Genomic DNA, 23,616 nt, shown 5'->3' with positions numbered 1-23,616 from the left:
CCATGTGCGCCGGCTGGGAGAGCTGGAGGCCGAGATCATGGACCGGCTGTGGGACTGGCAACGGCCCGCCACCGTCCGCGAGATCGTCGACGACATCAACCGGGGACGCCGGGTCGCCTACACGACCGTCATGACGGTCGCCGACATCCTGCACCGCAAGGGCTGGCTCCGCCGCGAGAAGGCCGGGCGGGCCTGGCTGTACGAGCCCGTCCGCGGCCGCGAGGAGTACACCGCCGGCCTGATGCGGGACGCCCTCGGCGACAGCCAGGACCGGCCGGCCGCCCTGCTGCGGTTCGTCGAGGTCATCTCGGACGAGGACATGGCCGCCCTGGACGCGGCCCTCCGCGCCGCCCGCGGCGGCCCCGGCGGCCACACCGAGGAGCCTCGGGGCGCCGCTCCCGACGGCACCACCGCCGCCCCCGGCGGTACCGCGTGAACCACCACGCCCTCGTCCCGCTCGGGCTCGTCCTGCTCACCGGCTTCCTCGTGCCCTGGCTCGTCGCCCGGGCCCACTGGGCCCAGCAGGTGCCCCGCCTCGCGCTCGCCGTCTGGGCCGCGTGCGGCGCCGTCTTCGCGGGCGCGACCGCCCTGCTGCCCGCCCAGCTGGTCCTGTCGAACGAGAGCAGCCACCGCCTGACCGACATGGTGCTCATGCTCCGGCTCCCCTCCCCCGCGCGGCTGCTCACCCTCGACGGCCGCGAGCAGCTCGCCCTCGCGATCGGCCTCTCCGTCCTCTCCCTGCCCGCGGCCGCCTTCGTACGGAGACTGGCGCGGGCCCGGCGGGTGCGGGTGCGGCACGCGGGGGTGCTGCGGATCGTCGGGCGGTACGACCCCGACCTGCGGGCCACCGTCCTCGACGACGACCGCCCCGCCGTCTACTGCCTGCCCGGCCGCTCGCGCCGGGTCGTCGTCTCCTCCGGCGCGGTGCACACGCTGACGCCCGCCCAGCTCGCGGCGGCCCTCGCGCACGAGCGGGCGCACATCAGCGGGCGGCACCACCTGCTCGTCGCGGCGACGGAGGCCTTCGGGGCCGTCTTCCCGCGCCTCCCGCTCGCCCGGTACGGCGGTGCGTCCGTACCCCTGCTGCTCGAAATGGCGGCGGACGACCGGGCGTTGCGGCGCTGCACGCGGGACGCGCTCGCCACCGCGCTGTACGCGCTGGCGTCGGGGCGGGCGCCCCGGTCCGCTTTCGCCGCGGGCGGCCCCTCGGCGGCGCTGCGGATGCGACGCATCCTCACCCCCTACAGCGCGGGGCACCCCGTCCTGCGCGGACTGCTGACCATCGCGTCGGCGACGCTCGCCATGGCGCCGCTCGTCATCGCCTGCTGTTCGTTCCCTCGATAATCGACCCGACTCACCGCCGACCCCTCGAACACCCCTATTTACTAAGCGAATTCGTAGATTTCGCATCGGTCACAGGCAACTTAATTCACGGCTATCGTGGGTATGTTGGGGCTCTGGCTCGGCACGTCGAAGGGTACGAAACCAATGCAGCTGGCTGGCGTTCGGACGGCCGCGGCCGGTGATGCGACGACGATATCCAGGCTGCTCGCCGACGTCATTCGGAGCAGCTACGCGGGAATCCTGGACGAAATCCCGATGCGGCGACTGATCTCGGCGCAATGCGCACTCCCCCGCATACGCGCGGAAATTGAAATTCCGGGCGGCGCCCCCGGCTGGCTCGGCTGGCTCGTCGCGACCGGCCCCGCGGGCGCGGTCGTCGGCGTCGCCGCGGGCGGGGTCCCGGTGCCGGGCGAGGGCGAGGTGTACGCGCTCGCCGTGGCGGACGACTCGCGCCGCCGAGGCGTGGGTACGGCCCTGCTGGCCGCGGCCAGCGACCGGATGCGGACCTACGGGGCCCACGACCAGCGGGTCGAGCTCCCGGCGGAGGAAGACCCGGCGCTCCCCTTCTACGCGCACCAGGGTTTCTCCCCCCTCGGCCCGACCCGGTGGAGCCGGCTTCTCTCTTGAGGCTCGGTTCTCCCCCTACCTTCGGCGGGGGGGGGACCCCCACGGGGCGCTCCAGCCGGGCTCACAGGGCCGACCGTGCTCGGCCCTATCGTTCCTCACGGGCCTCCGCGCGCTCAGCCCTGTTCCCCCGGCCGCACCCCTTCGGCTCACTCGCCGGGCCCCGCAGGCCCGCACCACTCGCCCGCCCCGCAGGCCCGCACCACCCGGCCGCAGGTCCGAGCGGCCCTCGAACGGGTGGTCGTGGCAGATCCACGCCATCGCGTGTTCACGCAGCCCGATCCGGTGGATCGGGGCTCCCCAGCAGGTCAGGATGGGTTCAGCGGCGCGGTCCCGGCGGCACGGGTACCTCGTCCGGACGGCATGGACCGAGCGAGCCCCTGGAGGAGCGATGCACACACCGAGCGGCACTTCCCTGCCCGTCGTGCCCGCAGCGCTCGCGCCGGTCCTGCCGTCCCGATACGAGCGGGGGTGCGAGCCCGCCCCCGGCTCCGGCGTTCGGATCACGTCCGACACACTCCCCGGGCTCGAGTCGGTATCCCCCGCCGACCCGAGCTCGGTCTGGCTGCACGACACCCTGCTCGGCCCGCACAGCGCGGACATCGTCCGGTATCTCAGCCTCGCCCGCTCCACCGGCGGACCCGTCCTCGACCTCGGCTCCGGCGCCGGGCGGCTCGCCGTCCCCTTCGCCCGGCACGGCTTCGCCGTGGAAGCCGTGGACCGGGACGCCTCGGCCCTCGAGCGCCTCGAAAGCTGGGCCCGCCGGATCGGCCCACAGGTCGCCCAGCTCGTCGTCACACACCGCGCCGACCTGAACGACCTGCGACTGGAGGGCAGTTACCGGCTGGCCCTGCTCGCGGGCGCGATGGTCACGGCCGTCCCGCCCGCGCGCCGGCCGCAGCTACTGCGGGAGGTCGCCGCCCACCTGCAGGCGGGCGGGGCGCTCGCCCTCGACTACACCGCGCACCAACTGCCCGGCCTGATCGCGGAACCGCAGCGCACCTGGGCCTTCCAGGTGCCGCGCTTCGACGGGATCGACGAGTGGGTGGTGGCACGGCAGGTCTTCGACCTGCCGTCGATGAGCGAGCGGATCACGTACTACACGGCCCGCACCGGCAAGCTCTCCACGGAGCGGGTCGTGCTGACCACCGACAAGTGGATCGTGGACCCGGAGCGGCTCGCCGCCGAGCTGCACTCGGCGGGCCTCCACATCGAGGGCCGGCGGCGCCACCGGATCGACGACCGGACCGAGAGCGTCCTGCTGGTGTGCAGGACGGACGACTGACGACGTTGACAGGCAAGAGGTACGATGCCCACAAAAGTTTGAGCCGACCAGGTGGCGGGCGGAGAAGATGGCAGTCGTGGAAGAGCTGACGGGCCGCGAGGCGGTGATCCAGCGCCTGCGCGACGTCGGGCTGCGGGTCACGGGCCCGCGCCTGGAGGTGCTCACGGTGCTCGCCGCCGGAGGCCATCTCGACGTCGAGGCGATCACCACGACCGCGCGCGAGCGGCTCGGCACGCTGACCAGCCAGGCCGTCTACGAGATGCTGCGGCACTTCCAGGAGACCGGCCTGGTCAGCAAGTTCGACCGACCCGGCCTGCCCGCCGTCTTCGAGGTCTCCGGCCCCACGCACCAGCACGCCCTGTGCGTCGTCTGCGGCCGGGTGGAGAACGTGGACGCGGCCGCGCCGAAGCCGCCCCGGGGCGCGCTGCCGGAGTGGCAGGTCGAGGACGCCGAGATCGTGTTCAAGGGCCTGTGCCCCGACTGCCGGGCGAGCGCCCCCGCCGCCTGAGCCGGTCCCGGCCCGCACCCGCGCCGGCCCATACCCACCCCCTGGCCCGTACCCGCCCCGGCCATACCCACCCCGGCCCGCGCGCGCCCCGGCCCGCGCCCGTCCCAGCCCGTACCCGTCCCAGCCCGTCCCTGTCCCGCACCTCACGCCCCCCTGACCACCCCCTGGACGCCTCCAAGCCACCCCCCTGAGCTGCGGCGAACTCCGTGCGTGTCGTTCGAATATGTGGCAGGGTCTAGCGGGGCGATTCATCAGGGTCCGCATGTGACCCGAGGGGAGTCTGCTGCGCCGTGTCCAGAAACGCCGCCGTGGCCCGTACGGGCAGCGAACAGGCTCTCGCCGTCTACCAGGGACTTCGCGCCCGGCCCGAGGCGACCTTCGACGAGGTCGCGGACCGGCTGGAGCTCTCCGCCGAGGACCGCGAGCGATGTCGCGACGAGCTCACCTCCTTAGGCCTGACCACCCCCACCACCCCCGTCGTCGTCGACCCCGATGTCGCGCTGCTGCGGCTGCTGCGCCGGGAACGCGACCGGCTCCAGGAACGACTCACCGCAACCAGCCATGCCCACACCGCACTTGAGGCCCTCGCCGGACCGTTCCTGCGGGCCGGTGCCACCCCGCGCGGGGAGATCGAGGTCGAGATCGTCGACGACCTCGGGCGGGTGCGCCGGGACCTCGCCGACCTGACGGACTCCGTTCGGACCGCCGTGCACTTCATGCACACCGGCTCCGTCCGCCGCGAGGAGCTGCCGGCCGAGCTCGCGCAGGACCGCCTGTGGGTCGGCCGCGGGGTCCGGATCCGGGCGATGTACAGCCGGCGGGCCGCCTCGGTGCCGGAGATGGCGCAGCACCTGGAAGAGCGGGCGGCGCTGGGCGTGGAGGTCAGGTTCGCCTCCGTCGTGCCGATGAACATGGTCCTCGCCGACGAGAACTTCGCCCTGCTGCCGACGGACCCGCACGACCCGTCCTCCCCCTCGATCCTCGCGCGCGGGCCCGGCCTCGTCCGCTCGTACCTGGCGCTGTACGAGTACTGCTGGACGGCCGCGGCCCCGTACGGCGAGGAGGAGGAGACGAAGAAGGACGGCGACGGACTCTCCGAGCAGCAGCGCGCGGCGCTCCTCATGCTGGCCTCGGGCATCAAGGACGAGCAGATCGCGCGCAATCTCGGGGTCTCGCTGCGGACGGTGAGCCGGCTGCTCTCCGAGGTGATGCAGGAGCTGGGGGCGGCGAGCCGTTTCGAGGCGGGCGTGAAGGCGTCCCGGCTCGGCCTGCTGGACGGCGAGGGGGCCGACCGGACGGGGTAAGGGCGGTATACCACTAGGGGGTGTCGGATCGGTCAGATCGGCATGACGGACGGGCGCCGGGTCGTGTGACACAGCGACGGCGGCGCGACTCGAGGGAGCAGGGGGTCACTTCGCCTTGATCACCACCGGCGGCGGTACGGGTACGGGGAACGGAGCCGGGAGTCCGGAAGGCTCCGCCGATCCCGTGGTGACTCTCTATCAGGAACTGCGCAGGCGCGGCGTGTCGAGCCTCCGCGAGGTCGGTGCCCAACTCCGGCTCGCCCCGCAGGAGTACGAGCGATGTCGGGACGAGCTGTCGGACCTCGGGCTCATCGTGCCGACCAACCCCGCCCAGCACGGGGACCGCGCGGAGCTCCGGGACGGCGACGCGGGCCGGCAGCAGGACGGCGACACCGTCGCGGTGATCGACCCGGAGATAGCACTGCTGCGACTGCTGCACCGCGAGCGCGAGCAGCTGCGCGAGCACCTCGACGAGGCGGACCGCGCGTACGGCACGCTGGAGACCCTGGCGGGGTCCTTCCTGCGGGCCGGTTCCCTCACCCGCTCGGACGTCGACGTGGAGCTCCTCAGCGACTACCGGCGGATCCAGCAGGTCCTGGAGGACATCACGGACGTCATCCAGCACAGCCTGGCGTCCATGCACTTGACGTCGCTGAAGCGCGAGGTGGGGGAGCGGGTCCTGAGCCGGGACCGGCGGCAGATCGAGAACGGGGTGCGTGTTCGCGCCATGTACAGCGAGCAGGTCTGCGCCTCGGCCGAGGTGGCGGAGCACCTGCGGCGCCGGGTCGAAGCGGGGGTGGAGGTGCGGATCGCGTCGGCGGTACCCATGCCGCTGATCATCGCGGACGCGCAGTTCGCGGTGGTGCCGGTCGATCCGGCCGAGCCGGCGGCGGGGGCCGTGCTGGCCAGGGGCCCTGCCCTCGTCCGCTCGTACCTCGCGCTGTACGAGCACTGCTGGCACACGGCCCTGCCGTACGGGGACGGATCCGCACCGGATCAGGGCGGCGACGGGCTTTCGGAGCAGCAGCGGGCGGCGCTGCGCATGCTCGCCTCCGGCATGAAGGACGAGAAGATCGCGCGCGGACTCGGGGTGTCGCTGCGGACGGTGAGCCGCATGCTCTCCGAACTGATGCAGGAGATGGGCGCGACGAGCCGGTTCGAGGCCGGGGTGCGCGCCTATCGACTGGGCTGGGTCGACTGACGGCGCGGAATCGGCCCCGCCCTCCGGGGAATTGCCGCGGAACTCAGGGGCGAAGGAAAAGACAAAGGCTCCGCGGCTGCCCGGAACAGGCGGCCACGGAGCCTTTTACCCGACGGCTCAATTGGCAGATATCGCGGTCGGGACACGGTCCCACTCGTTTCCGTTGGACGGAGACGGCGTGGGGGTGGGGGTGGGGGTGGCGGTGGTGCCGTCGGTCGCTCCGTCGGCCACCACGTGCTGGGGGGCCGAGACCGCGTTCGGGGCCGTCGCCAGCGCCGCGCCGCCGACGACGGCGAGACACGCGGCCGCGGCGAGGGCGAACTGACGGACGGTCTTGCGCATCCCCGTGGCGTGCTCAGCAGACATGATTCCTCCAGGAGTTGGAATGTGAATTCCGTCTTCCGGGGCCCGTGCCGCCGGGCGTTCCCTGAAGACGTCTTCATTCTGTCCCGACCCCCCTAAGTCGATCCAGGGATTGCCTCTGCGTGGACCCGCCATGGCGTGGATGCGTCAATGCGCCTTCTCCGCAACGGAATTGGGCGATCCGGAGCTCTCCATACCTTTGGTCGAACCAAAAGAGATGCTAGACTTGTGCTACGGCCTTCTCGTTCCTCCAGGAGAGAGGGGCCGCCGGGGCAGGGGCGTGCCGCCGCCCCTGCCCCAACCCCTGCCCGAGAGCCCCCCGGTACACCTCGACGGTCCGGGCGGCGGAAGCACGCCAGCTCATCCCGCGCGCATGGCGGACCGCCGCCTCCCCCATCGTCTCCACCACCTCCGGACGCGCCGCGAGCCACCGCAGCCGGCCCGCGTACTCCGCCGGGTCGTGCCCCTGCACCAGGAGCCCCGTCACCCCGTCCCACACCGCCGTCGGCAGCCCGCCCACCGCCGCCGCGAGCACCGGCGTCCCACAGGCCTGCGCCTCCAGCGCCACCAGGCCGAAGGACTCACTGCGCGAGGGCACCACCAGCACGTCCGCCGCCCGGTACCAGTCCGCGAGCCGCTCCTGCGGGACGGGAGGGAACGCCCGCAGCACATCGGCCACCCCCAGCTCCCCGGCCAGCTTCCGGACCGTCCCCTCGCGGCTCGCGCCCGAGTGACCGCCCACCACGGGCACCAGGAGCCTGCGGCGCAGCCCGGGCTCCAGCCGCAGCAGCTCGGCCACGGCCCGTACGAGCACGTCCGGGCCCTTCAACGGCTGTATCCGGCCCGCGTAGAGCGGGACGAACGCGTCGGCGGGAAGCCCGAGCCGCGCCCGCGCCGCCGCCCGGCCGTCGGCAGGACGGAAGGTCCGCAGATCGACCCCCGGCCGTACGACCTCGGTCCTCTCCCCCTCCGCCCCGTACAGCGCGCGCAGCGCCTCCGCCTCGTCGGCCGTGTTGGCGATCAGCCGGTCGGCGGCGCCCACCACCTGGTGCTCGCCCCGGACCCGGAGCTCGGGCTCGGGGGTGTCACCGGCGGCGAGGGAGGCGTTCTTCACCCGGGCCAGGGTGTGGGCGGTGTGCACGAGCGGGACGCGCCAGCCCACGGCGGCGATCCGCCCCGCCTGGCCGGAGAGCCAGTAGTGCGAGTGGAGCAGGTCGTAGCGCCGCTCCTCCTTGAGCAGGGCCAGCGAGAAGGGCACGACGAGGTCCGGCATGGCCTCCTTGGGCAGCGGCCCGCGCGGCCCGGCGTACAGGTGACGGACCCGCACCCCGGGGGCGAGCTCGACGAGCGGGGGCAGTCCCTCGCCCCGGCAGCGGGTGAACAGGTCGACTTCCACGTCCAGTTCGGCGAGGGCGCGGGAGAGCTCGACCATGTAGACGTTCATCCCGCCGGCGTCCCCCGTCCCGGGCTGGTGGAGCGGGGAGGTGTGGACGCTGAGCATGGCGACGCGCAGGGACACGTGGGGCTCCTGAGGAGTGGGGGGCCACGTGTCCCTGCGCGTCGCTCGCGCGCACGGTCACGCGGCAGGGGGGACTCGGACACCGGCGGATCGGGATGCCGGCCTACCGGAGTGCCGAGGTACTGGAGTACTTAGTTGCTTAGTAGTAAGGAGGTTCAGAACCCGAAGACCGGGCCCGACGGCGGTGCGAGCCGGGTCCCCGGCAGAGGACCCGTCAGAGCCTGCCAGTCGACCGGCCGCCCCGGCGCCACCTGGAGTGCCGCCGCCAGCCGGTCGGCACCCTCCGGCATCACCGGCCGCGCCCACGCGGAGAGCGCCGAGGCCACCGCCAACTGCGCCGCGAGGGCAGGGAGATGACGACAGGAGGTGCTGGGCCGGCACCGCTCGTGGGCGTTGACGTGGCCGAAGTCCGCCACGGAGCGGACCATCTCGTCGAGGACGGCGACCGCCCGGCGCGGGTCGAAGGCGTCGGGGCCGTACGCCTCACGCAGGTCGTCCACGGCCCGGTGCAGCCGTCGCTCCAGGATCTCCCAGCCGGTGCCGCCGGGCAGCGCCTGCGGGGAGAGGCCGCCGCACTCCTCCCGTACGGAGGAGAAGAGCCGCGAGAGCCAGCTGTTCCAGCTCTCGTCCAGCTCCCTGCGGGCGGCCGCGAGGCGCTCCCGGTGGAAGACCGTGCGGCGGCCCAGCGGGCGGGCCTGCAGGACGTGTCGGCGCAGGGTGTCGGAGCCGTACTCGGTGAGGAGGTCGAGCGCCCAGACGTTGCCCTCCTGGACGCCCTCCTCGATGACGTACGACTCGTTGACGTTGAAGTCCTGGGGCAGCTTGATGTCCTGCGCGAGGAGCAGCACCGGCAGCAGCACCGCGTGGCAGAAGGCGTGTCCGAAGCCGCAGAAGTGGATGGCGCGGCGCGGCAGCGGGCCCTGGGTGTCGTAGCCGAAGAGGTGCATCGCGGCGGACTCGAAGCAGCCGTCGATGCGGTGCTCGGGGAAGCCCTCGACCGGCACCGGGAGACCCCACTCGGCCGGGTGGCCGACGGCGATGTCCGGCAGCCCGTCCTCCACGAGCGACTCGCAGAGGGCGGCGAGCCGCGGCGGGAGCCCGGCCGTCGCCCAGTACTCGGCGAGCGTCTCCCGGAACGGCTCCAGGGGTACGTACAGCCGGCGGCAGCGGCGGGCCACGGCCGGGGTGTCGCAGACCGCGCAGCGCGCGCCGATGAGGTCGCCGCCGTCGTTGGGGCGGGCGCACTCGTGGCACATGCCGCCGTCGCTGACCGCGCCGCAGTGCGGGCAGCTGCCGGTGGCGTGCGCCCCGTACAGCCAGCGGTCGCAGGGCTCGCAGTACGGGAGCAGGCGGGTGCGCGGCGCGATGACCCCTTGCGCGAACAGCCGGCCGAAGAGGTCCTGCACCCAGCGTCCGTACCCCTTGTCGCGCCGCGGGCGCACGATGTGGTCGAACTCCACGCCCGAGCGGAGCCAGTCGGCGGTGATCGCGGCACGGTAGCCCTCCGCGACCTCCTCGGGCTTGCGGTGGTGGCGCAGTGCGCGGACCTCGACGGAGCTGGCGTGGTCGGCGGTGCCGGTGGTGAACCGGACCGCCTCCCCCTCGGCCCGCAGGTAGCGGGTGAGGACGTCGGCGGCGACGTACGGCCCTGCGAGGTGGCCGATGTGGAGTTCACCGTGGGTGGCGGGAGGGGTCGCGGTGATCCAGACGGGGGTGCTCATGGGACCTCCTTGACGCGGTGGTGCGGTGGGCTTCAGCGGGGCTCGAAGTGGAAGGAACGGATGAAGCAGTCACGCGGCTGCTCGACGGCGTAGACGATGCATTCGAAAAGGGCCTGGGTGGTGAGCTTCTCGTCGGGCGCTATGCCGTCCGGATTCGATCCGTCCCATTCCGCGAAACGCGGGTCCGAGGTGGAGAAGTCGGGCGGGAAGAGCGAGAAGACCCGGACCCCGGAGGGCCGCAGCCGGCGGGAGAGGATGTCGGCGAAACCGGCCTGCGCGCTCTTCGCCGCCCAGAAGGCCTCGTGGGCGACGCCGGCGGTCGCGGCGGAGGCGCCCTCGGCGTCGCGGACGGCGACCATGTTGACGATGTCGGGCCGCAGTGAGCCGCGCAGCAGCGGCAGGAAGTGCTTCACCATGAGGACCGTGCCACCGGCCGTGGACTCGATCGTCTCGACGATCTCGGCGTCGCTGGCGGCCTCCAGGTCCATGCCGTCGAGCCAGCGCGCGCCGTTGTTGACCAACAGGTCGACGCGGTCGGTGCGTTCGCCGACGCGGGCCGCGAACTCCCGGATCTCGGCGGGCTTGCTGAGGTCGCAGCCGAAGGCGTGGATACGGTCGCGGGCCGATCCCATGACTTCGGTACGGGTGCGTTCGGCGGCTTCGACGGTTCGCGCCGAGACGTAGACCTCGGCGCCGAGATGCGCGAATCCGACGGCGAGCGCGCGACCGAAATAGCGGGACGCTCCGGTCACGACGACACGCAGATTCTCGAATTTCATAGCGTCTGCTCTCCCCACGGATACCGATTGCCGGTCCATTTCAGCGTGGCAGAGAGAAGGGACCGCGGGCCTCGTGAGAGGGGTGCGCGTTCACGCCGTTGCGTGGATACGCCACGGCAGTTCCAGCCGTCCGAGGACCTTCGCGCGCTTGTGGTGGACGCGGACGCGGTCGGGGGCGGCGGAGACGGTGACGGTGCCGCCGGGGGTGCGGACGGGGCCGCTGGGGGCGGGGACGACGGTGCCGTCCAGGGCTCCGGCGGCGGCGAGGGCGGCGGCGCCGGTGAGGGCGAGGCGGGGGTGCCAGCCGCCGACGGTGAGGGCGCGGACGGAGACCCCGTCAGGCCCCGCGGAGAAGGCGGCGATCTTGGGGAGCGCGGAGTGCGGGGGGTGCCCGAGGAGACGGGCGGCCTCGGCGCGGAGGGCGAGGAGGCGGTCCTGGAGGGCCTCCTCGGGGAGGTGCCGGGCGTCGACGAAGACGTACGGGTTGCCGTACCGCACGAGCGAGACGGGCACCCCGCAGAGGACGTCGACGGGGCGGCCGGTGGGGAGGGTGCCGGGGGCGTTCGGGGCCTTGAGGAAGCTGAGCGTGTACGTGTCGCCGTGCGGCTCGCTCTCGCAGAGCACGGTGTCGCCGGTGGTCACGGCGCGGACGGTGACGGGCCCGGGGCGGCCTTCGGCGACGACGCAGGCGAGGAGGGAGTGCCCGCAGCCGGCCCGGAAGTCGAAGCCACCGCCGGGGAGGGCCTGCACGAACCGGTAGTCGAGGTCCCGGGCGGGGGTGGGGGCGGCGGTGGGTGCGGGTCCGGGGGCAGGGCCGGGTCCGGGGGCGAGGCCGGGTCCGGGGGCAGGAACAAGGCCGGGGGCAGGAACAAGGCCGGGAGCGGGGCCGGGAGCGGGGCCGGCGGGGGCCGGACCGGGAGCGGGGCCGTACAGGGCGATCTTGTGGAGGTCCGCGTACGCCGTCCCGACGAGGGCTTGGCGTAGCCGCGCCAGTTCGCTCCCGAGCGCGAGCGCCCCGACCGGGAGTCGGTCGAGGCGCACGACGAGGGTGGGACCGGGGGCGTCCTCGGCGCGGACGACGGTGGCGGGGACGGTGGCGAGGCGGCGGGCCCTGCTGCCCGCGGCGCCCGCCTGCCCGGCACGGGCCCCGGCACAGCCGTCGCGGGCGCCGTAGGCGCAGGGATCGGAGGTGCCTGCCGGGGCGCCGCCCCACGCGGGGCCCGGCGCGGCCCCCGGCGTGGGTGCAGGAGCGGGTTCGGGACGGGAAGGTCCCGGGAGTTCACGCCGCACAGCCCACCGGGATCCGCATTCCCTGGACGACCTCCGTCCACAGCTCGTGGACGGCGAGGCCCCAGAGGGCCAGGGCGTCGTGGTGCGAGGGGCGTTCGAGCTGGCGGGCGAGGAGTTTCTGCACCCGGTCGGCGCGGACCTTGCCGCCGAGGACGAGCCGGGCCGGGGAGAGCAGTTCGCGGACGGTGTCGAGGAGCGGGCTGCCGGGCGTCAGCATCGCCGCGAGGGGCAGCGTGAAGGGCTGCTTGGGCCGCCGCAGGACCCCCGCGGGCAGCAGCTCGGCCCCGGCCTCGTACAGCGCGCGCTTGCCCGTCCGCGCCGCCGTCGGCAGGGCGCGGGCGTGGGCGACGACGGAGGGCTGGCAGAACGGCATCCGCGCCTCGACGGCCCACGCCATGGAGAGGTGGTCGACGCGCCGCAGGTGGTACGCGGGGAGCCGCCAGCGCGTCTCGAACGCGGTCGTCGCCGTGAGCCGGTCCGCGCCGACGGCCTCCGCGGAGCGCAGCTCCTGCTCGATGCGGTCGGCCGCGGAGCCCTGATCGGCGATGTGGGCGCGGTAGTTGGCGGTGTAGAGGTGCTCGCGCAGGAGGCGGGGTGCGGCCGAGAGGGCGTCCGCGTAGGCACCCGCCCAGTCGGCGCCGGCGGGGGCGGTGAGCGCGGCGCGCATCCGGTCGTAGCCGCCGAAGAGCTCGTCGGCGCCGTCGCCGGCGAGCGCGACGGTGAAGCCGTTCTGCCGGACGGCGCGGAAGAGGGCGTACGTGGAGACGGTGATGGGGTCGGCGTTGGGCTGGCCGAGGTGGCGGACGGTCCGGGTGAGGAGGGAGGAGAGTTCGTCGGGGTCGACGGAGACCTCGTGGTGGACGGTCCGGGCCCGGCGTGCCACCGAACGGGCGTACGCCGCCTCGGAGTCCGGCCACTTGCCCCGGTAGGTGAGGTGGAAGGTGTGCAGCGGCGGGGCGTCGGTCTCGCGGGCGTACTCGGCGGCGAGCGCGGTGACGAGGCCGGAGTCGAGGCCGCCGCTGGTGATCGCGCAGACGGGTACCTCGGCGTGGGCGAGCCGGCGGACCTCGTGACGCAGGAGGTCCTGGGTGTCGTGGGTGCCGGGGGTGCCGTGGGTGTCGCCGGTCGGGGTGCCGGGGCGGGGGCCCCGACGCCGTACGACGGGTGCGGAGCCCGGCCGCACGAGGGCGGTGGCGCCGGGCGGCAGGACGCTGACGCCGTCGAGCGCGGTGTGCGTGGAGAAGGAGGTACGGGTGGCGAGGACGGTGTCGAGGGCGTCGTCGCGCGGGGAGATCCGTACCCCTTCGAAGGCGAGGAGGGCGGGGATCTCGGAGGCGAAGCGGGTGGACCCGTCGTACGGGTCGTGGTGGAGGTAGACCGGCTTCATGCCCATGTCGTCCACGGCGAGGACGAGTTGGGCGCTGCCCGGGCGGAGGTCGAGGATCGCGACGGCGAACATGCCGTCGAGGTGCTCGGCGAAGGCGGGACCGTACTCGGCGTAGAGCGCGGGGAGCACCGTGCCGTCGCAGCGGTCGGGGAAGCGGTGGCCGCGCGCGGCGAGGGTCCTGCGCAGCTCGGCGTGGTTGTAGATCTCGCCGTTGAGCACGGCGAGGATGCCGGGGAGGTGCGGCAGCCGGTAGGGCTGCTGCCCCCCGCAGGGGTCGGTCACGGCGAGCCGGTCGCAGCCGAGCGACCAGCCGGGCCCGCCGAGCACCTGGTGCTCGTCGGGGCCGCCGTGGCGCTGGCGGGCCGAGACCGCCGCGAGCTCGGCGGGGTCCGGGCGGTCCGCTCCCGCGGCGATGGTGCCGAGAATCCTGCACATGGCGGTCGCCTCCGAATTCCGAAGTCACTGTCCATCTCACACTGGTCGCACCCAATGATTTGAATCTACCAAGTTTTTGAATGGCGCGTAAGTGCCATGTCCAGTTCACGCCACGGGTTGGCCTTGCGACGCTCCCGCCACCCCAACAGGCTTGCCCCATGAGGGACATGGAGGACTCCGCGACGAACGGCCCGGACCACACCGCACCCGAGCAGACGGACGGGGCGCCGGACCGGGGCGCACCCGCATCCCTGCTGGTCGTGGCCGCGCACCCGGACGACATCGAGTTCTGCGTCAGCGGCACGGTCATGCAGTGGATCGAGCGCGGCACCCGCGTCACGTACTGCATCGTCACGGACGGCGGCGCGGGCGGTTACGACGAGCTGCTCCCCCGGCAGGCGATGGCGGACCTGCGCCGCGCCGAGCAGGTCCACTCGGCCAAGCTCAGCGGCGTCGCCGACGTCCGCTTCCTCGGCTACCCCGACAGCTTCGTGGAGGCCTCCGTCGAGTTGCGGCGCGACCTGTGCCGGGTCATCCGCGAAGTACGCCCGCAGCGGGCCATCATCCCGTCCCCCGAGATCAACTGGGCGCGCGTCGCCGACCTCCACCCCGACCACCGCGCCGTCGGGGACGCCTGCCTGCGCGCGGTCTACCCCGAGGCCCGCAACCCCTTCGCGCACGCGCAGCTCCTGAAGGAGGAGGGCCTCGAACCCTGGACGGTCCACGAACTGTGGTTGATGACGGGCCCCACCCCCGACCAGTACGTCGACGTCACCTCGGTCTTCGACCGCAAGGTCGAGGCCCTGCGCATCCACACCTCCCAGACGGCCCACTTCGACGACCTCGCCGGCCTGCTCCGCACATGGCTCGGCGAACACGCGGCGGCGGGCGGGCTGCCGCCGGGACGGATGGCGGAGGCCTTCCAGATCGTGCACATCGACTGACCGCCCGGCCACCCGCAGGGTCCTTGTGGGGTCACGGACCCCATGAGACGGTTTTCGCCCAACGCCCGGTACACCAGGGGGAGTTCCTGCGATGGCGATAGAACCGACCGGTGACGAGCAAGCCCTCGTCGACCAGTACGCCCTGCCCTGGATCGAGGCGAACGAGGACAGGTCGTCGGACGCCGACGTCCACCTGCGCTCCTACGCGTCGTCCCTGGAGAACGACGGGGCCGACGCGACGAAGGCCGTCGAACGGCTGCTCTCCAGCGGGCGGGGCGAGGCGATGAAGGCGCTCGACGAGCACTGGGCCCGCGTCCACGCCTACTTCGGCCGGACGGCCAGGGCCGCCGTGACGATCGCGTCGGGGATCGGGGAGTGCGGCGACGTCATCGTCGTCGGGAAGCACCGGGCCCAGGACCTGATCGCGCACTTCGCCGCCGTGCGCCCCACCGTCGGCAACGACGCCCAGCACAGGATGCTCCAGCAGCAGGCCGACGCCACGCGGAGGGACCTGCGGGAGAGCGCGGCGACGGCCCTCTCCGACACCAGGGCGGGCGCGGCCCGCGCGCAGGCCGACCCGGACGTCGCCACACTCGGAACCATCCCCGCCCACCTCGCCGGCCTCCTGGGCGGAGGCGCCGGAGGAGGCCTCGGCCAAGGCATCGGGACGGGGATCGCCGCGGGGGTCGCGGGGATCTCGGGGGGTGTGGGGGCCGGGGTCGCCGGGATCTCGGGGGGCGTGGGGGCCGGGGTCGCCGGGATCGCCGGAGGCGGGGGGAGAGCCGGGATGACCGGGGACGGCGGTGGGGCCGGAGACGGAGGCGTCTCCGGCGGGGCCGGCCCTCAGGTGGGGGCGAACGCCCGGAGTTGGAACGTCTTCGTCGACCACGACGAGCACAAGCGCGCCGCCGACGGCCTCACCAGGACCGCCGAGAACATCCGCGGGAAGACGACGACCACGCTCGCCCGGGCCCGGTTCGACCTGGACGCACTCGCCGCGAGCGGCTCCCTCGGCGCCTCCATCGCGGCGGACTACGCCCCGCTCCTCGACCACCTCGACAGCGCCACCCAAGCCCTGGCCGGCCACCTGCACGGCCCGCTCCGGAACCTGGTCCTCAGCATGTCGACCGGCCAGAAGAAGACCGACGAGGCGAACAGGGACCGCCTCGGCCGGCTGGACCGCGGCTGACGTACGCCGCGGATATTCGCCGTGGACATTCGCCGTGGACATTCGCCGCGGACAGCGGATATGCGGCGTGGAGACACGCGGAGGGCGCACTCAGCGGACGACGTCGAAGACCTGCTTCTGCAGACCGTTGGCGTAGGCCTCGTGCTCGACGAGCTTCAGCTTCTGGGTGTCCTTGTCCGTGGTGCTGAAGAGCCGCTTGCCCGCACCGAGGAGCAGCGGGAAGACCAGCAGGTGGTAGCGGTCGATCAGGCCCGCGTCCGACAGGGCCTGGTTGAGGGTGGCGCTGCCGTGGACGATGATCGGGCCGCCCTCGGTCTCCTTCAGCGCGGCGACCTCGTCGAGCGAGCGCAGGATCGTCGTCTCGCCCCAGTTCGAGACGAGGTCGTCCTCGGTGAGGGTGGTGGAGACGACGTACTTCGGCATGACCTTGTAGTCGGCGAACTCCTCCATGTCGGGCCACACGGGGCTGAACGCCTCGTAGCTGGTCCGGCCCAGCAGGATCGCGCTCGCCTCCTTCTGCTCCCGGCCCTTGATCTCGAACGCCTCGGGCAGGAACTCGACGTCCTTGAAGGTCCAGCCGGAGTTCCGGTAGCCGGGCTCGCCGCCCGGGCCCTCGACGACGCCGTCGAGCGAGATGAAGGCGGTGCTGATCAGCGTACGCATGTCGGATCCTCGTATCTCGTGTGTGGTTCTCGGCGCCGCGCGCCACTCATGATCTAAGACGGCGGAGCTCGGGGAAACTCATCGGTCGCCGCGTGTCGGGTTCGGAGACGCCGCGAGCCGGGCCTGATCCGCGCCTAAGGTCGGCACATGGCTCCTCAGTGCGACTCACCCCTGTCCCTCTGGTCGAAGGACTCGTTCCTGTCCGTCGGATCGGTCGGCTCGGCGCTCTCGATCGGTTCCGTCGGGTCGTTCCTCTCCGTCGGCTCGGTCGGCTCCGCACTGTCGATCGGCTCCGTCGGCTCCTGGGCGAGCGCCGGCTCGCTGCTGTCGGCCCGGTCGTGCTGGTCGGTGCTCTCCTACCGCTCCCGGCGGGGAGTCCTGACGGCGGGCGCGGTCCTGGCGGTCGCGGGGGCGGTCGCCCTCACGACCGGGACCCGACGGGCCCGCTGACACACGTCGAGCCTCCTCCGTACGGCACGAAGGACCAACTGTCGGCGCTCTGCCGACAGTTGGCGATGATCATCGCATTGTTCCCGGCCAGGCGGTCACAGCGTCTCGGCGACGCCGGGGCGGAGAACGCGGAGGCGGCCCTTCAGGTCCGGGGCCGCGAACGCCTCCCCGATGCGGGCCGGGTCCTCCGTGAAGTGGGCCCAGGAGTCGAAGTGCAGCGGGATCACCGTGCGCGCGCCGAGGGTGCGGGTCAGGGCGGCGCCCTCCCGGGCGCTCATCGAGAACGCCAGGTCACCGGTGGCCGGGAAGTGGGCGTCGCCCAGGTGGAGGAAGGCCGTGTCGATCGCGAAGCGTTCGCCGATCTCCGCCAGGGCCTCGTGGCGGACGGTGTCGCCGGAGAAGTAGAGGGTGCCCGACTCGATGGTCTCGATGGCCTCGACGGTCTGGAGGGGCTGGAGGGGCTGGAGGGGCTGGAGGGTCTCGTCAGTCTCGTCGGCCCTCTCGACCCCGTCGACCCCGTACTCGACGACGAAGCCCGTCACCGGGCCCGTGACCCCCTCCGTACCCTCCGGGCCGTGCCGGGCCGGGGTCGCCGTGACCCGCACCGTCGTCGCGCCGACCGTGACCTCGCGGCTCTCCCACGGCGCGAGACCCTCCGCCCGGCCGCCGAGGCGTTCGGCGGCCTCCGGCGTGGTGAGTACGCGCGCCGCCCGACCGAGGACCTTCCGGCCGGTCCGGTCGAGGTTGTCGGCGTGCTGGTCGTGGGAGAGCAGGACCAGGCCGATGGGCGGCAGCAGGTCGACGGTGAGCGCCGGGCCGGCCGTGCGGTGCAGCGGGCGGGCCGCCGGGTAGTCGGCGGGGGCCGGGTCGAGGGCCGGGTCCGTGAGGACGGTCAGGTCGCCGATCCGGAGGAGTACCGTCGCCGTCCCCACGTACGTCACCGTGGGCGGGGCGGTCATGCCCCGGCCGCCTTCGCCGCGTCGATCTTGGACTGAAGGCTCGTCAGAAGGCCCTGGAGGAGCTCGATCGTCACCTCGTCCGTGAGGTTGCCCTCGGCGTCGAAGCGCTCGTGCGAGCGGAACACCTGCACCTCCGGCTTCACGACGACGTCGCTGTCCGTCCAGACGAAGACCTGGCGGAGCGCGAGCTGCGCGCGGACGGTGCCGAAGTTGGTGGGCGCGGCGCCGAGGATCGCGGTGGGCTTCCGGTTCAGGGGCAGGCCCTCGGTGCGGGTCCAGTCGGTGCTCAGCCAGTCGAGGGCGTTCTTGAGGACGCCGGGGATGGAGTAGTTGAACTCCGGGGTGGCGATGAGCAGTCCGTCCGCCTCCATGACCCGCCGGCGGAGCTCGGCGACGGCGGCCGGGCGCAGCTCGGGGGTGTCGAGGTCCTGGTCGTACGGCGGGATCTCGCGCAGGCCCTCGTAGATCTCGATCTCCTGGCCGGTGTTGAACTTCTGGGCGGCGCGCAGGAGTTGCGTGTTGTGCGAGTCGGTGCGGAGCGAGCCGGAGATGGCGAGGAGCGTGGACGTGGTCATGGTGGTTCCCCCTGGGAAGTGAACGAGGTGGTGAAGCGGTGAGGTGGTGAGGTGGTGAAGCGACGAAGCGGCATGACGCCTCTCGACGACCATCAAGCTAAACCGATCGGTTCAGTCTGTCAACGGAACGGTTCAGTCTTGACAATGAACTGAATGGTGTAGTTCATTCGAGGCATGCCTACTCCCCTGGCCACTGGCGTCGCGGAGGCCCGCCCCGAGCGGGTCCGGGGCGGCGGCCCCCGCCTCACCCTGCTCGCCGCACCCGCCGCGATGGGCGTGTCCGGGCCGACGCTGACCCTGACCGAGGCCGCCCACGGACTCGACGTCCCGGCGGGGGCGGCGGCCTGGCTGATGACGGCGTACGGGATCGGCATGGTCGTCGGCACCCCCCTGCTGTCCGCCGCGGGCGGGCGGCGCGGTCCCGCCGGGACCGTCCGGGCCGGTGCCGCCCTCGTCGTCCTGGGCGCGGCCCTCGCCCTCGCCGCCCCGAACCTGCCCCTGGCCGTCGCCGGGCGCGCCCTGGAGGCGGCGGGCGCGGCGGGGTTGAACGTCGCGGCCTTCCAGATAGCCGGCCGGGACCGCTCCGGCCGGGCGTCCGGTCTCGTCGCGATCGGCAGCGCGGTCGGCGGCACGACGGGCCTCTTCGCCGGCGCGGCCGTCGCCGGGGCGCTCGGCTGGCGCGCGGCGCTCGTACTCCCGCTCCTCAGCCTGCTCGCCCTCGCCCCGGCGCTGCGGCTCGCGGGCCGCGCGGCAGGACCGGAGACCGGGGCCCGGCTCGGGCCCGGAAGCGGGCGACGTCCGTCCCGTACCGCCCCGCTCCCCCTCGACGTCCTGCGCGACCCCGGATTCCGTACCGCCGCCGGGCTCATGCTCGCGCTCTCCACCGTCAACTTCGCGCTGCTGTACGGAGCTCCGCGCCGCGTCGCCGCGCTCACCGGCTGGAGCGGCGTGGAGACCGGCGCGGCGGCCTCGGTCGCCACCCTCGTGGGCGCGGTGCTGTCCTGGCAGCTGGTCCGGGCCGCCCCCGCCCTGGGCGCACGGCGGGTACGACTGCTCCTCGTGGGCGGGTCCCTGACGGCGATCGCCCTGGCGGCGTTCGCGCCCTGGGCCGCGGTGGTCCTGGTCGGCTCGGCGGCGAGCTCGCTCGTCACGGCCGGCGGTCAGGGGCTGCTCACCGGGGCGGCGACCGAACGGCTACCGGAGGCGCGGCACGGGACCGCGATCGGACTGTTCAACCTGGCGTTCCTCATCGGCGTCGCGGTCGGCCCGGCCCTGGCGGAGGCCCTGACGGGGGCCTGACCCGGGCCCAACGGAACAGGGCAGGGCAGGGCCCCGCCCTGCCCTGCCCGACGCCGACCTTTGCAGACCAAACCGTTCAGTTCATATACTGAGGACCCCGCCACCACAGCTAAGGACGCCGCCATGGGAGCCGAGACGCAGGACGCCCAGGGCGCCATCGACGAGTACGGCATCCCGATCATCCCGGACCCCGCCGACGCGGCCTCGCGCAAGCGTCAGGCGATCATCGACGCCGCGCTCGCCGAGTTCCTCGCCGAGGGCTACTCCGCGGCCTCCATGGACGCGATCACCCGCGGTTCCGGCGTCTCCAAGGCGACGATCTACAAGCACTTCGGCAGCAAGGAGCGCCTGTTCCTGGCCGTCATCGGCGGGGTCCTGCCGAAGACGTACGCCGATCTGGAGCCCTCCAACTCCACCATCGCCGACGCCCCCGACCTGCGCGCGGCGCTCCTGCGGCTCACCACCGAGTGGGCGCGGATCCTGCTGCGGCCCGACATCATGTCGCTGCGGCGGCTGGTCATCGGCGAGATAGACCGCTTCCCGCAGCTCGGCCAGCTCTGGTACCGGGTCAGCTACGACATGAACAACGGCCCTCTCGTCGAGGCCTTCACCGAGCTGAACGCGCGCGGCACGCTCGACGCGCCCGACCCGAAGCTCGCCGTGCAGCAGCTCGTCGCCGTGACGGTGGGCGTGCCGCAGCTCGTCCGTACGTTCTCACCCGACGCGGCGATCGAGGACGCCGAGCTGACGCGGGTGATCAGCTCGGGAGTGGATCTGTTCCTGGCGCGGTACGCGACCGCCTGAGGCTCCTGACCAGGGCCCACCCCAGCAGGGCCGCCGCCCACGCGCCCGTCGTCAGGATCTGTACGCGGCTGGCCGCGTCGCCCAGCATGAAGAGCAGCACCCCGCCGATGCCCGCGAGGGCGACGACCGCGCGTGCGGACGTACCGTGCAGGCGCAGGTGGGAGGCGGCGATCAGGGCCCAGACGACGAGGATCGCGGCGCCGATGGAGTTGAGCAGGAACGGGAAGACGGTCCGGGGCCAGAGCAGGCTGAGGACGACCGAGACGAAGCCGAAGGCGGCCGAGGCGAGGACGGCCGCGTAGGGGACTCCGGTACGGACCCGGCCGAGCGCGCGGGGTGCGTCGCCGCGCCCGACCTGGGCGAACAGCATCCGCGAGGAGCCGTAGATGTTGGCGTTCATGGCGGACAGGAGGGCCACGAGGACGACGGCCTTCATGACGTCGGCGGCGCCGGGGACGCCGATGCGGGCCATCACGGCGGCGTACGGGCCGTCGGCGACGGCGGGGTCGTTCCACGGGACGAGGGCGACGATGACGGCCATCGAGCCGAGGTAGCAGACCGCGACCCGCCACATGACGGCCCGTACGCCGTTGCGCACCGCGCGGACCGGGTCGTCGCACTCGGCCGCGGCGATGGTCACGGTCTCCAGGCCCCCGAAGGCGAAGACGGCCGCGACCATGCCGACGGCGACGCCGTACCAGCCGTGCGGCAGGAAGCCGCCGTCACCGGTGAGGTGCGCGGTCCCGGGCGGGACGTGACCGGGCAGCAGGCCCGCCAGCGCGACGGCGCCGAGGACGAGGAACCCGACGATCGCGGCGATCTTGAGGCCGGCGAACCAGAACTCCACCTCGCCGAAGTTCCGTACGCCCGCGAGGTTGCTCACGGTGAACACGCTCATGAAGACGGCCACCCACGCCCAGCCGGGCACGGCCGGCACCCAGCCCTCGACGATGTGCGCGGCCCCGACGGCCTCGGCGGCGACGCTCACGACGAGCAGCGCCCAGTACATCCACCCGGCGAGGAGCCCGGCCCACGGCCCGAACGCCGCCCTCGCGTGCTCCGCGAAGGAGCCCGTGACCGGCCGTGCGGCGGACATCTCGCCGAGCATCCGCATCACGAGGACGGTCAGGACGCCGGCGAGGGCGTACGAGACGAGGATCCCGGGCCCGGCGGCCGCGATCCCGAACCCGGACCCCACGAAGAGCCCGGCGCCGATGGCACCGCCCAACGCGATCATGGCCAGATGCCGCTGTCGCAGCCCCGCGCCGAGTACCCGCCCTGTCACGATTCCCCCCGAAATTCAGCCGACCGGCGCAGGAGTTTCGCTGCTGATCCCCTCCATGGGCAAGCCGCTTCCGGACAGTGAGACGTCCCGGGAAGCCCTCGGGACACTTCCCCGACCTCGGCTTCCTCGACGCCGGCTTCCTCGACCTCGGCTTCCTCGACCTCGGCTTCCTCGACCTCGGCTTCCTCGACCTCGGCTTCCTCGACGTGCGAGCCGGCGGCGCCTCTTCCCTCACACCACCAGCCCCACCGCCAGCGCCGTGATCAGGGCTCCCGAGGCGAGGGCCGTGGCCAGGCGGCCGCGGGGGCCCGTGACGAGGTGGCCGAGGAGCGTGCCGCCGGTGGCGAGGAGGAGCTGCCAGCTCGCCGAGGCCGCGAAGGCCGCGACGACGAAGGCCGTGGCCTCGGCCGAGCCCGTCGTCGAGTGGCCGCCGAGGACGAGGGCGGTGAAGTAGACCACCGTCATGGGGTTGAGGATCGTGATCCCCAGGAAGGTGAGGAACGCGCGCCGGGGGGCCGGGGGCGGGGCCTCGACGGTGGCCGGGCCGGCGCGGTACGTACGGACCGCCGCCCGGGTGGACACGGCCGCCAGGACCACGAGGACCACGGCCGACGCCCAGCGCAGGGGGGTCGCCACCGGGGCGAGGAGGGGGACGAGGGCTGCGCCTCCGAGGACCGCGAGCACGGCGTAGAGACCGTCCGCGGCGGCGATACCGAGGGCCGCGCCCGCCCCCGTACGCCACGGGGAACGCGCCGCGACCGCCACCAGGTGGGCGCCGACGGCGCCGACCGGGATCGCGATGCCGTAGCCGGCCAGCAGGCCGGCCACCACCGCGGCCGTCACGCGACGGCGGGGATCGCACCTCCGGGGGACCCGGGCTGCTGCTGTCGGTGGTAGGCCGCGCCATCCTTCGTACGGGCGAGGAAGCCGCCGATCACGAGGTAGCGGCGCAGCGCCGAGAAGTCCTCGTGCACGGTGAGCAGGGCCTCGTTGACCTCGGACTCACGGTAGGACCGGTCCGTGTCGAAGAGGGTCGCGGTGAGGTGCGCGAGGAGCGCTTCGCGGCGCGCGGGCTTGCGCGGGATCGCCTTGAGGCGCCCGTCGGCGGCGAACAGGTCCGCGAGGGGGCGGGAAGGATGACTGGTCATGGGCAGGAAGCCTGGCGCCCACGGCCCCCGCCCCGCAAAGGGTTTTCGGGAGGCCCGCGCTACTTGAGGACCACGTTCACGGCCTCCTGCACCTTCGGCAGGATCGACGGCATGCCGCTCCGGTCGAGCAAAGGCCGCGTCTTCTCCACGAACGCCAGGAAGTCGTCCTCCGAGTCCCAGAAGTCGACGATCCGCCACCCACCGGTCCCGTCCGGCCCGGCCGCGTGGGCGATGAAGCCCTGGGGCGGCCACCACTCGGCGCCGGTGATGAGCGCGGTGCTCTCCTCGTACTGCTCCTGGGTTCCGCCGGGGATCTCGACGGTGACGATGACGGCCATGGTGCTGCTCCTGAACGTGCGGGAAGTGGGGTCCCGACCAGCAGACCAGGCACTCCCGTACCCCGCACGGCGACGGGCCCGATCGAGCGAAGCCGGGGGCGCGCGGCGGATGTGACGGATACGCCTCACGATCATTGATCGCCGCAACGGCGGTGCCGTACCGTGCGCCGTTTGCCCGTTCTCGGCCTTAGGTGGGGTATGC

Annotated in this window: 26 protein-coding genes; 13 read left to right on the top strand and 13 right to left on the bottom strand. The window is 73.3% G+C overall.

Annotated features, from left to right (window positions below):
- Positions 1–4 precede the first annotated feature (4 nt).
- From OG580_RS20190 to OG580_RS20160, 7 genes are all read left to right on the top strand, one after another.
- A complete protein-coding gene (locus OG580_RS20190) occupies positions 5–436 on the top strand; it encodes a BlaI/MecI/CopY family transcriptional regulator (protein WP_267045073.1) in 432 nt (143 codons plus the stop codon).
- Positions 433–1,344: a M56 family metallopeptidase gene (locus OG580_RS20185; RefSeq protein WP_267045072.1), complete on the top strand. Its 912-nt coding sequence runs from the start codon at positions 433–435 to the stop codon at positions 1,342–1,344. Before OG580_RS20190 ends, OG580_RS20185 begins: the two co-directional genes overlap by 4 nt.
- Positions 1,345–1,599: 255 nt before the next feature.
- On the top strand, positions 1,600–1,971 hold the full coding sequence (locus OG580_RS20180) for an N-acetyltransferase (protein ID WP_267045071.1): 372 nt from the start codon (positions 1,600–1,602) through the stop codon (positions 1,969–1,971).
- 388 nt (positions 1,972–2,359) lie between these two features.
- Positions 2,360–3,253 carry a cyclopropane-fatty-acyl-phospholipid synthase family protein gene (locus OG580_RS20175; protein WP_267045070.1) on the top strand — a complete coding sequence of 298 codons (894 nt, stop codon included), beginning with the start codon at positions 2,360–2,362 and terminating at the stop codon, positions 3,251–3,253.
- 67 nt (positions 3,254–3,320) lie between these two features.
- Entirely contained in the window at positions 3,321–3,761 is a 441-nt protein-coding gene (locus tag OG580_RS20170) for a Fur family transcriptional regulator (protein ID WP_267045069.1), read from the top strand.
- A gap of 290 nt (positions 3,762–4,051) precedes the next feature.
- On the top strand, positions 4,052–5,065 hold the full coding sequence (locus tag OG580_RS20165; protein WP_267045068.1) for a helix-turn-helix transcriptional regulator: 1,014 nt from the start codon (positions 4,052–4,054) through the stop codon (positions 5,063–5,065).
- Positions 5,066–5,252: 187 nt separating this feature from the next.
- Positions 5,253–6,266 carry a helix-turn-helix transcriptional regulator gene (locus OG580_RS20160; RefSeq protein ID WP_267045067.1) on the top strand — a complete coding sequence of 338 codons (1,014 nt, stop codon included), beginning with the start codon at positions 5,253–5,255 and terminating at the stop codon, positions 6,264–6,266.
- 117 nt (positions 6,267–6,383) lie between these two features.
- Here OG580_RS20160 and OG580_RS20155 read toward each other — a convergent pair whose 3' ends face one another.
- The 6 genes from OG580_RS20155 to asnB all read right to left on the bottom strand — a co-directional run bounded on the left by OG580_RS20155 (position 6,384) and on the right by asnB (position 13,760).
- Complete coding sequence (locus tag OG580_RS20155) at positions 6,384–6,632, bottom strand: hypothetical protein (RefSeq protein ID WP_267045066.1); 249 nt, start codon at positions 6,630–6,632, stop codon at positions 6,384–6,386.
- A gap of 217 nt (positions 6,633–6,849) precedes the next feature.
- The gene (gene mshA, locus OG580_RS20150) at positions 6,850–8,130 is read right to left on the bottom strand and encodes a D-inositol-3-phosphate glycosyltransferase (RefSeq protein ID WP_267048061.1); all 1,281 of its coding nucleotides are present in this window, start codon (positions 8,128–8,130) and stop codon (positions 6,850–6,852) included.
- A gap of 173 nt (positions 8,131–8,303) precedes the next feature.
- Positions 8,304–9,869 carry a class I tRNA ligase family protein gene (locus OG580_RS20145; protein WP_267045065.1) on the bottom strand — a complete coding sequence of 522 codons (1,566 nt, stop codon included), beginning with the start codon at positions 9,867–9,869 and terminating at the stop codon, positions 8,304–8,306.
- A 32-nt stretch (positions 9,870–9,901) separates the two neighbouring features.
- On the bottom strand, positions 9,902–10,648 hold the full coding sequence (locus OG580_RS20140) for an SDR family oxidoreductase (RefSeq protein WP_267045064.1): 747 nt from the start codon (positions 10,646–10,648) through the stop codon (positions 9,902–9,904).
- A gap of 90 nt (positions 10,649–10,738) precedes the next feature.
- Positions 10,739–11,938, bottom strand: a complete 1,200-nt coding sequence (locus OG580_RS20135; RefSeq protein WP_267045063.1) for a hypothetical protein — start codon at positions 11,936–11,938, stop codon at positions 10,739–10,741.
- The gene (asnB, locus tag OG580_RS20130; RefSeq protein ID WP_267045062.1) at positions 11,928–13,760 is read right to left on the bottom strand and encodes an asparagine synthase (glutamine-hydrolyzing); all 1,833 of its coding nucleotides are present in this window, start codon (positions 13,758–13,760) and stop codon (positions 11,928–11,930) included. The genes OG580_RS20135 and asnB overlap by 11 nt, the downstream gene beginning before the upstream one ends.
- A gap of 158 nt (positions 13,761–13,918) precedes the next feature.
- Here asnB and OG580_RS20125 point away from each other — a divergent pair, with 158 nt between their 5' ends.
- Both OG580_RS20125 and OG580_RS20120 read left to right on the top strand, forming a co-directional pair.
- Positions 13,919–14,704 (top strand): PIG-L deacetylase family protein, encoded by a 786-nt coding sequence (locus OG580_RS20125; protein WP_267045061.1) that lies wholly within the window; start codon positions 13,919–13,921, stop codon positions 14,702–14,704.
- Positions 14,705–14,795: 91 nt separating this feature from the next.
- On the top strand, positions 14,796–15,893 hold the full coding sequence (locus tag OG580_RS20120) for a hypothetical protein (RefSeq protein ID WP_267045060.1): 1,098 nt from the start codon (positions 14,796–14,798) through the stop codon (positions 15,891–15,893).
- A 90-nt stretch (positions 15,894–15,983) separates the two neighbouring features.
- Here OG580_RS20120 and OG580_RS20115 read toward each other — a convergent pair whose 3' ends face one another.
- The gene (locus tag OG580_RS20115) at positions 15,984–16,556 is read right to left on the bottom strand and encodes a dihydrofolate reductase family protein (RefSeq protein ID WP_267045059.1); all 573 of its coding nucleotides are present in this window, start codon (positions 16,554–16,556) and stop codon (positions 15,984–15,986) included.
- A gap of 147 nt (positions 16,557–16,703) precedes the next feature.
- On the opposite strand from OG580_RS20115, the gene OG580_RS20110 reads away from it, so the two are divergent.
- The gene (locus OG580_RS20110) at positions 16,704–17,006 is read left to right on the top strand and encodes a hypothetical protein (protein ID WP_267045058.1); all 303 of its coding nucleotides are present in this window, start codon (positions 16,704–16,706) and stop codon (positions 17,004–17,006) included.
- Positions 17,007–17,101: 95 nt separating this feature from the next.
- On the opposite strand, the gene OG580_RS20105 is transcribed toward OG580_RS20110, so the two are convergent.
- Together OG580_RS20105 and OG580_RS20100 are read right to left on the bottom strand one after the other, a co-directional pair.
- Positions 17,102–17,965 carry an MBL fold metallo-hydrolase gene (locus tag OG580_RS20105; RefSeq protein WP_267045057.1) on the bottom strand — a complete coding sequence of 288 codons (864 nt, stop codon included), beginning with the start codon at positions 17,963–17,965 and terminating at the stop codon, positions 17,102–17,104.
- On the bottom strand, positions 17,962–18,540 hold the full coding sequence (locus OG580_RS20100; protein ID WP_267045056.1) for an NADPH-dependent FMN reductase: 579 nt from the start codon (positions 18,538–18,540) through the stop codon (positions 17,962–17,964). The genes OG580_RS20105 and OG580_RS20100 overlap by 4 nt, the downstream gene beginning before the upstream one ends.
- Before the next feature lie 174 nt (positions 18,541–18,714).
- On the opposite strand from OG580_RS20100, the gene OG580_RS20095 reads away from it, so the two are divergent.
- Together OG580_RS20095 and OG580_RS20090 are read left to right on the top strand one after the other, a co-directional pair.
- A complete protein-coding gene (locus OG580_RS20095) occupies positions 18,715–19,839 on the top strand; it encodes an MFS transporter (protein ID WP_267045055.1) in 1,125 nt (374 codons plus the stop codon).
- 123 nt (positions 19,840–19,962) lie between these two features.
- Positions 19,963–20,643: a TetR/AcrR family transcriptional regulator gene (locus tag OG580_RS20090; protein ID WP_267045054.1), complete on the top strand. Its 681-nt coding sequence runs from the start codon at positions 19,963–19,965 to the stop codon at positions 20,641–20,643.
- Here OG580_RS20090 and OG580_RS20085 read toward each other — a convergent pair.
- Positions 20,597–21,880 (bottom strand): amino acid permease, encoded by a 1,284-nt coding sequence (locus tag OG580_RS20085; protein ID WP_267048060.1) that lies wholly within the window; start codon positions 21,878–21,880, stop codon positions 20,597–20,599. The two genes, OG580_RS20090 and OG580_RS20085, sit on opposite strands and share 47 nt — an antisense overlap.
- 125 nt (positions 21,881–22,005) lie before the next feature.
- On the opposite strand from OG580_RS20085, the gene OG580_RS20080 reads away from it, so the two are divergent.
- Positions 22,006–22,191, top strand: coding sequence for a hypothetical protein (locus OG580_RS20080; RefSeq protein WP_267045053.1), 186 nt, complete (start codon positions 22,006–22,008; stop codon positions 22,189–22,191).
- On the opposite strand, the gene OG580_RS20075 is transcribed toward OG580_RS20080, so the two are convergent.
- From OG580_RS20075 to OG580_RS20065, 3 genes are read right to left on the bottom strand one after another with little or no spacing between them, the layout of a single operon-like run.
- Complete coding sequence (locus OG580_RS20075) at positions 22,160–22,771, bottom strand: LysE family transporter (protein ID WP_267045052.1); 612 nt, start codon at positions 22,769–22,771, stop codon at positions 22,160–22,162. The genes OG580_RS20080 and OG580_RS20075 overlap by 32 nt on opposite strands.
- The gene (locus OG580_RS20070) at positions 22,768–23,076 is read right to left on the bottom strand and encodes a DUF2087 domain-containing protein (RefSeq protein ID WP_267045051.1); all 309 of its coding nucleotides are present in this window, start codon (positions 23,074–23,076) and stop codon (positions 22,768–22,770) included. The genes OG580_RS20075 and OG580_RS20070 overlap by 4 nt, the downstream gene beginning before the upstream one ends.
- Before the next feature lie 59 nt (positions 23,077–23,135).
- Entirely contained in the window at positions 23,136–23,414 is a 279-nt protein-coding gene (locus OG580_RS20065; protein ID WP_267045050.1) for a hypothetical protein, read from the bottom strand.
- Positions 23,415–23,616 lie beyond the last annotated feature (202 nt).

Origin of the sequence: Streptomyces sp. NBC_00094, assembly GCF_026343125.1 — a bacterium.
Taxonomy (GTDB): domain Bacteria; phylum Actinomycetota; class Actinomycetes; order Streptomycetales; family Streptomycetaceae; genus Streptomyces.
The sequence above is the reverse complement of the archived record's forward strand: the minus strand, read 5'-3'. Positions and strand labels throughout refer to the sequence as shown.

Coding starts and splice junctions, on each gene's coding strand:
- OG580_RS20180 (WP_267045071.1), top strand. CDS start 1,600: ATGCGGCGACTGATCTCGGCGCAATGCGCACTCCCCCGCATACGCGCG.
- OG580_RS20175 (WP_267045070.1), top strand. CDS start 2,360: ATGCACACACCGAGCGGCACTTCCCTGCCCGTCGTGCCCGCAGCGCTC.
- OG580_RS20170 (WP_267045069.1), top strand. CDS start 3,321: ATGGCAGTCGTGGAAGAGCTGACGGGCCGCGAGGCGGTGATCCAGCGC.
- OG580_RS20155 (WP_267045066.1), bottom strand. CDS start 6,632: ATGTCTGCTGAGCACGCCACGGGGATGCGCAAGACCGTCCGTCAGTTC.
- mshA (WP_267048061.1), bottom strand. CDS start 8,130: ATGCTCAGCGTCCACACCTCCCCGCTCCACCAGCCCGGGACGGGGGAC.
- OG580_RS20145 (WP_267045065.1), bottom strand. CDS start 9,869: ATGAGCACCCCCGTCTGGATCACCGCGACCCCTCCCGCCACCCACGGT.
- OG580_RS20140 (WP_267045064.1), bottom strand. CDS start 10,648: ATGAAATTCGAGAATCTGCGTGTCGTCGTGACCGGAGCGTCCCGCTAT.
- asnB (WP_267045062.1), bottom strand. CDS start 13,760: ATGTGCAGGATTCTCGGCACCATCGCCGCGGGAGCGGACCGCCCGGAC.
- OG580_RS20125 (WP_267045061.1), top strand. CDS start 13,919: ATGAGGGACATGGAGGACTCCGCGACGAACGGCCCGGACCACACCGCA.
- OG580_RS20120 (WP_267045060.1), top strand. CDS start 14,796: ATGGCGATAGAACCGACCGGTGACGAGCAAGCCCTCGTCGACCAGTAC.
- OG580_RS20115 (WP_267045059.1), bottom strand. CDS start 16,556: ATGCGTACGCTGATCAGCACCGCCTTCATCTCGCTCGACGGCGTCGTC.
- OG580_RS20110 (WP_267045058.1), top strand. CDS start 16,704: ATGGCTCCTCAGTGCGACTCACCCCTGTCCCTCTGGTCGAAGGACTCG.
- OG580_RS20105 (WP_267045057.1), bottom strand. CDS start 17,965: ATGACCGCCCCGCCCACGGTGACGTACGTGGGGACGGCGACGGTACTC.
- OG580_RS20100 (WP_267045056.1), bottom strand. CDS start 18,540: ATGACCACGTCCACGCTCCTCGCCATCTCCGGCTCGCTCCGCACCGAC.
- OG580_RS20095 (WP_267045055.1), top strand. CDS start 18,715: ATGCCTACTCCCCTGGCCACTGGCGTCGCGGAGGCCCGCCCCGAGCGG.
- OG580_RS20090 (WP_267045054.1), top strand. CDS start 19,963: ATGGGAGCCGAGACGCAGGACGCCCAGGGCGCCATCGACGAGTACGGC.
- OG580_RS20085 (WP_267048060.1), bottom strand. CDS start 21,880: ATGATCGCGTTGGGCGGTGCCATCGGCGCCGGGCTCTTCGTGGGGTCC.
- OG580_RS20070 (WP_267045051.1), bottom strand. CDS start 23,076: ATGACCAGTCATCCTTCCCGCCCCCTCGCGGACCTGTTCGCCGCCGAC.
- OG580_RS20065 (WP_267045050.1), bottom strand. CDS start 23,414: ATGGCCGTCATCGTCACCGTCGAGATCCCCGGCGGAACCCAGGAGCAG.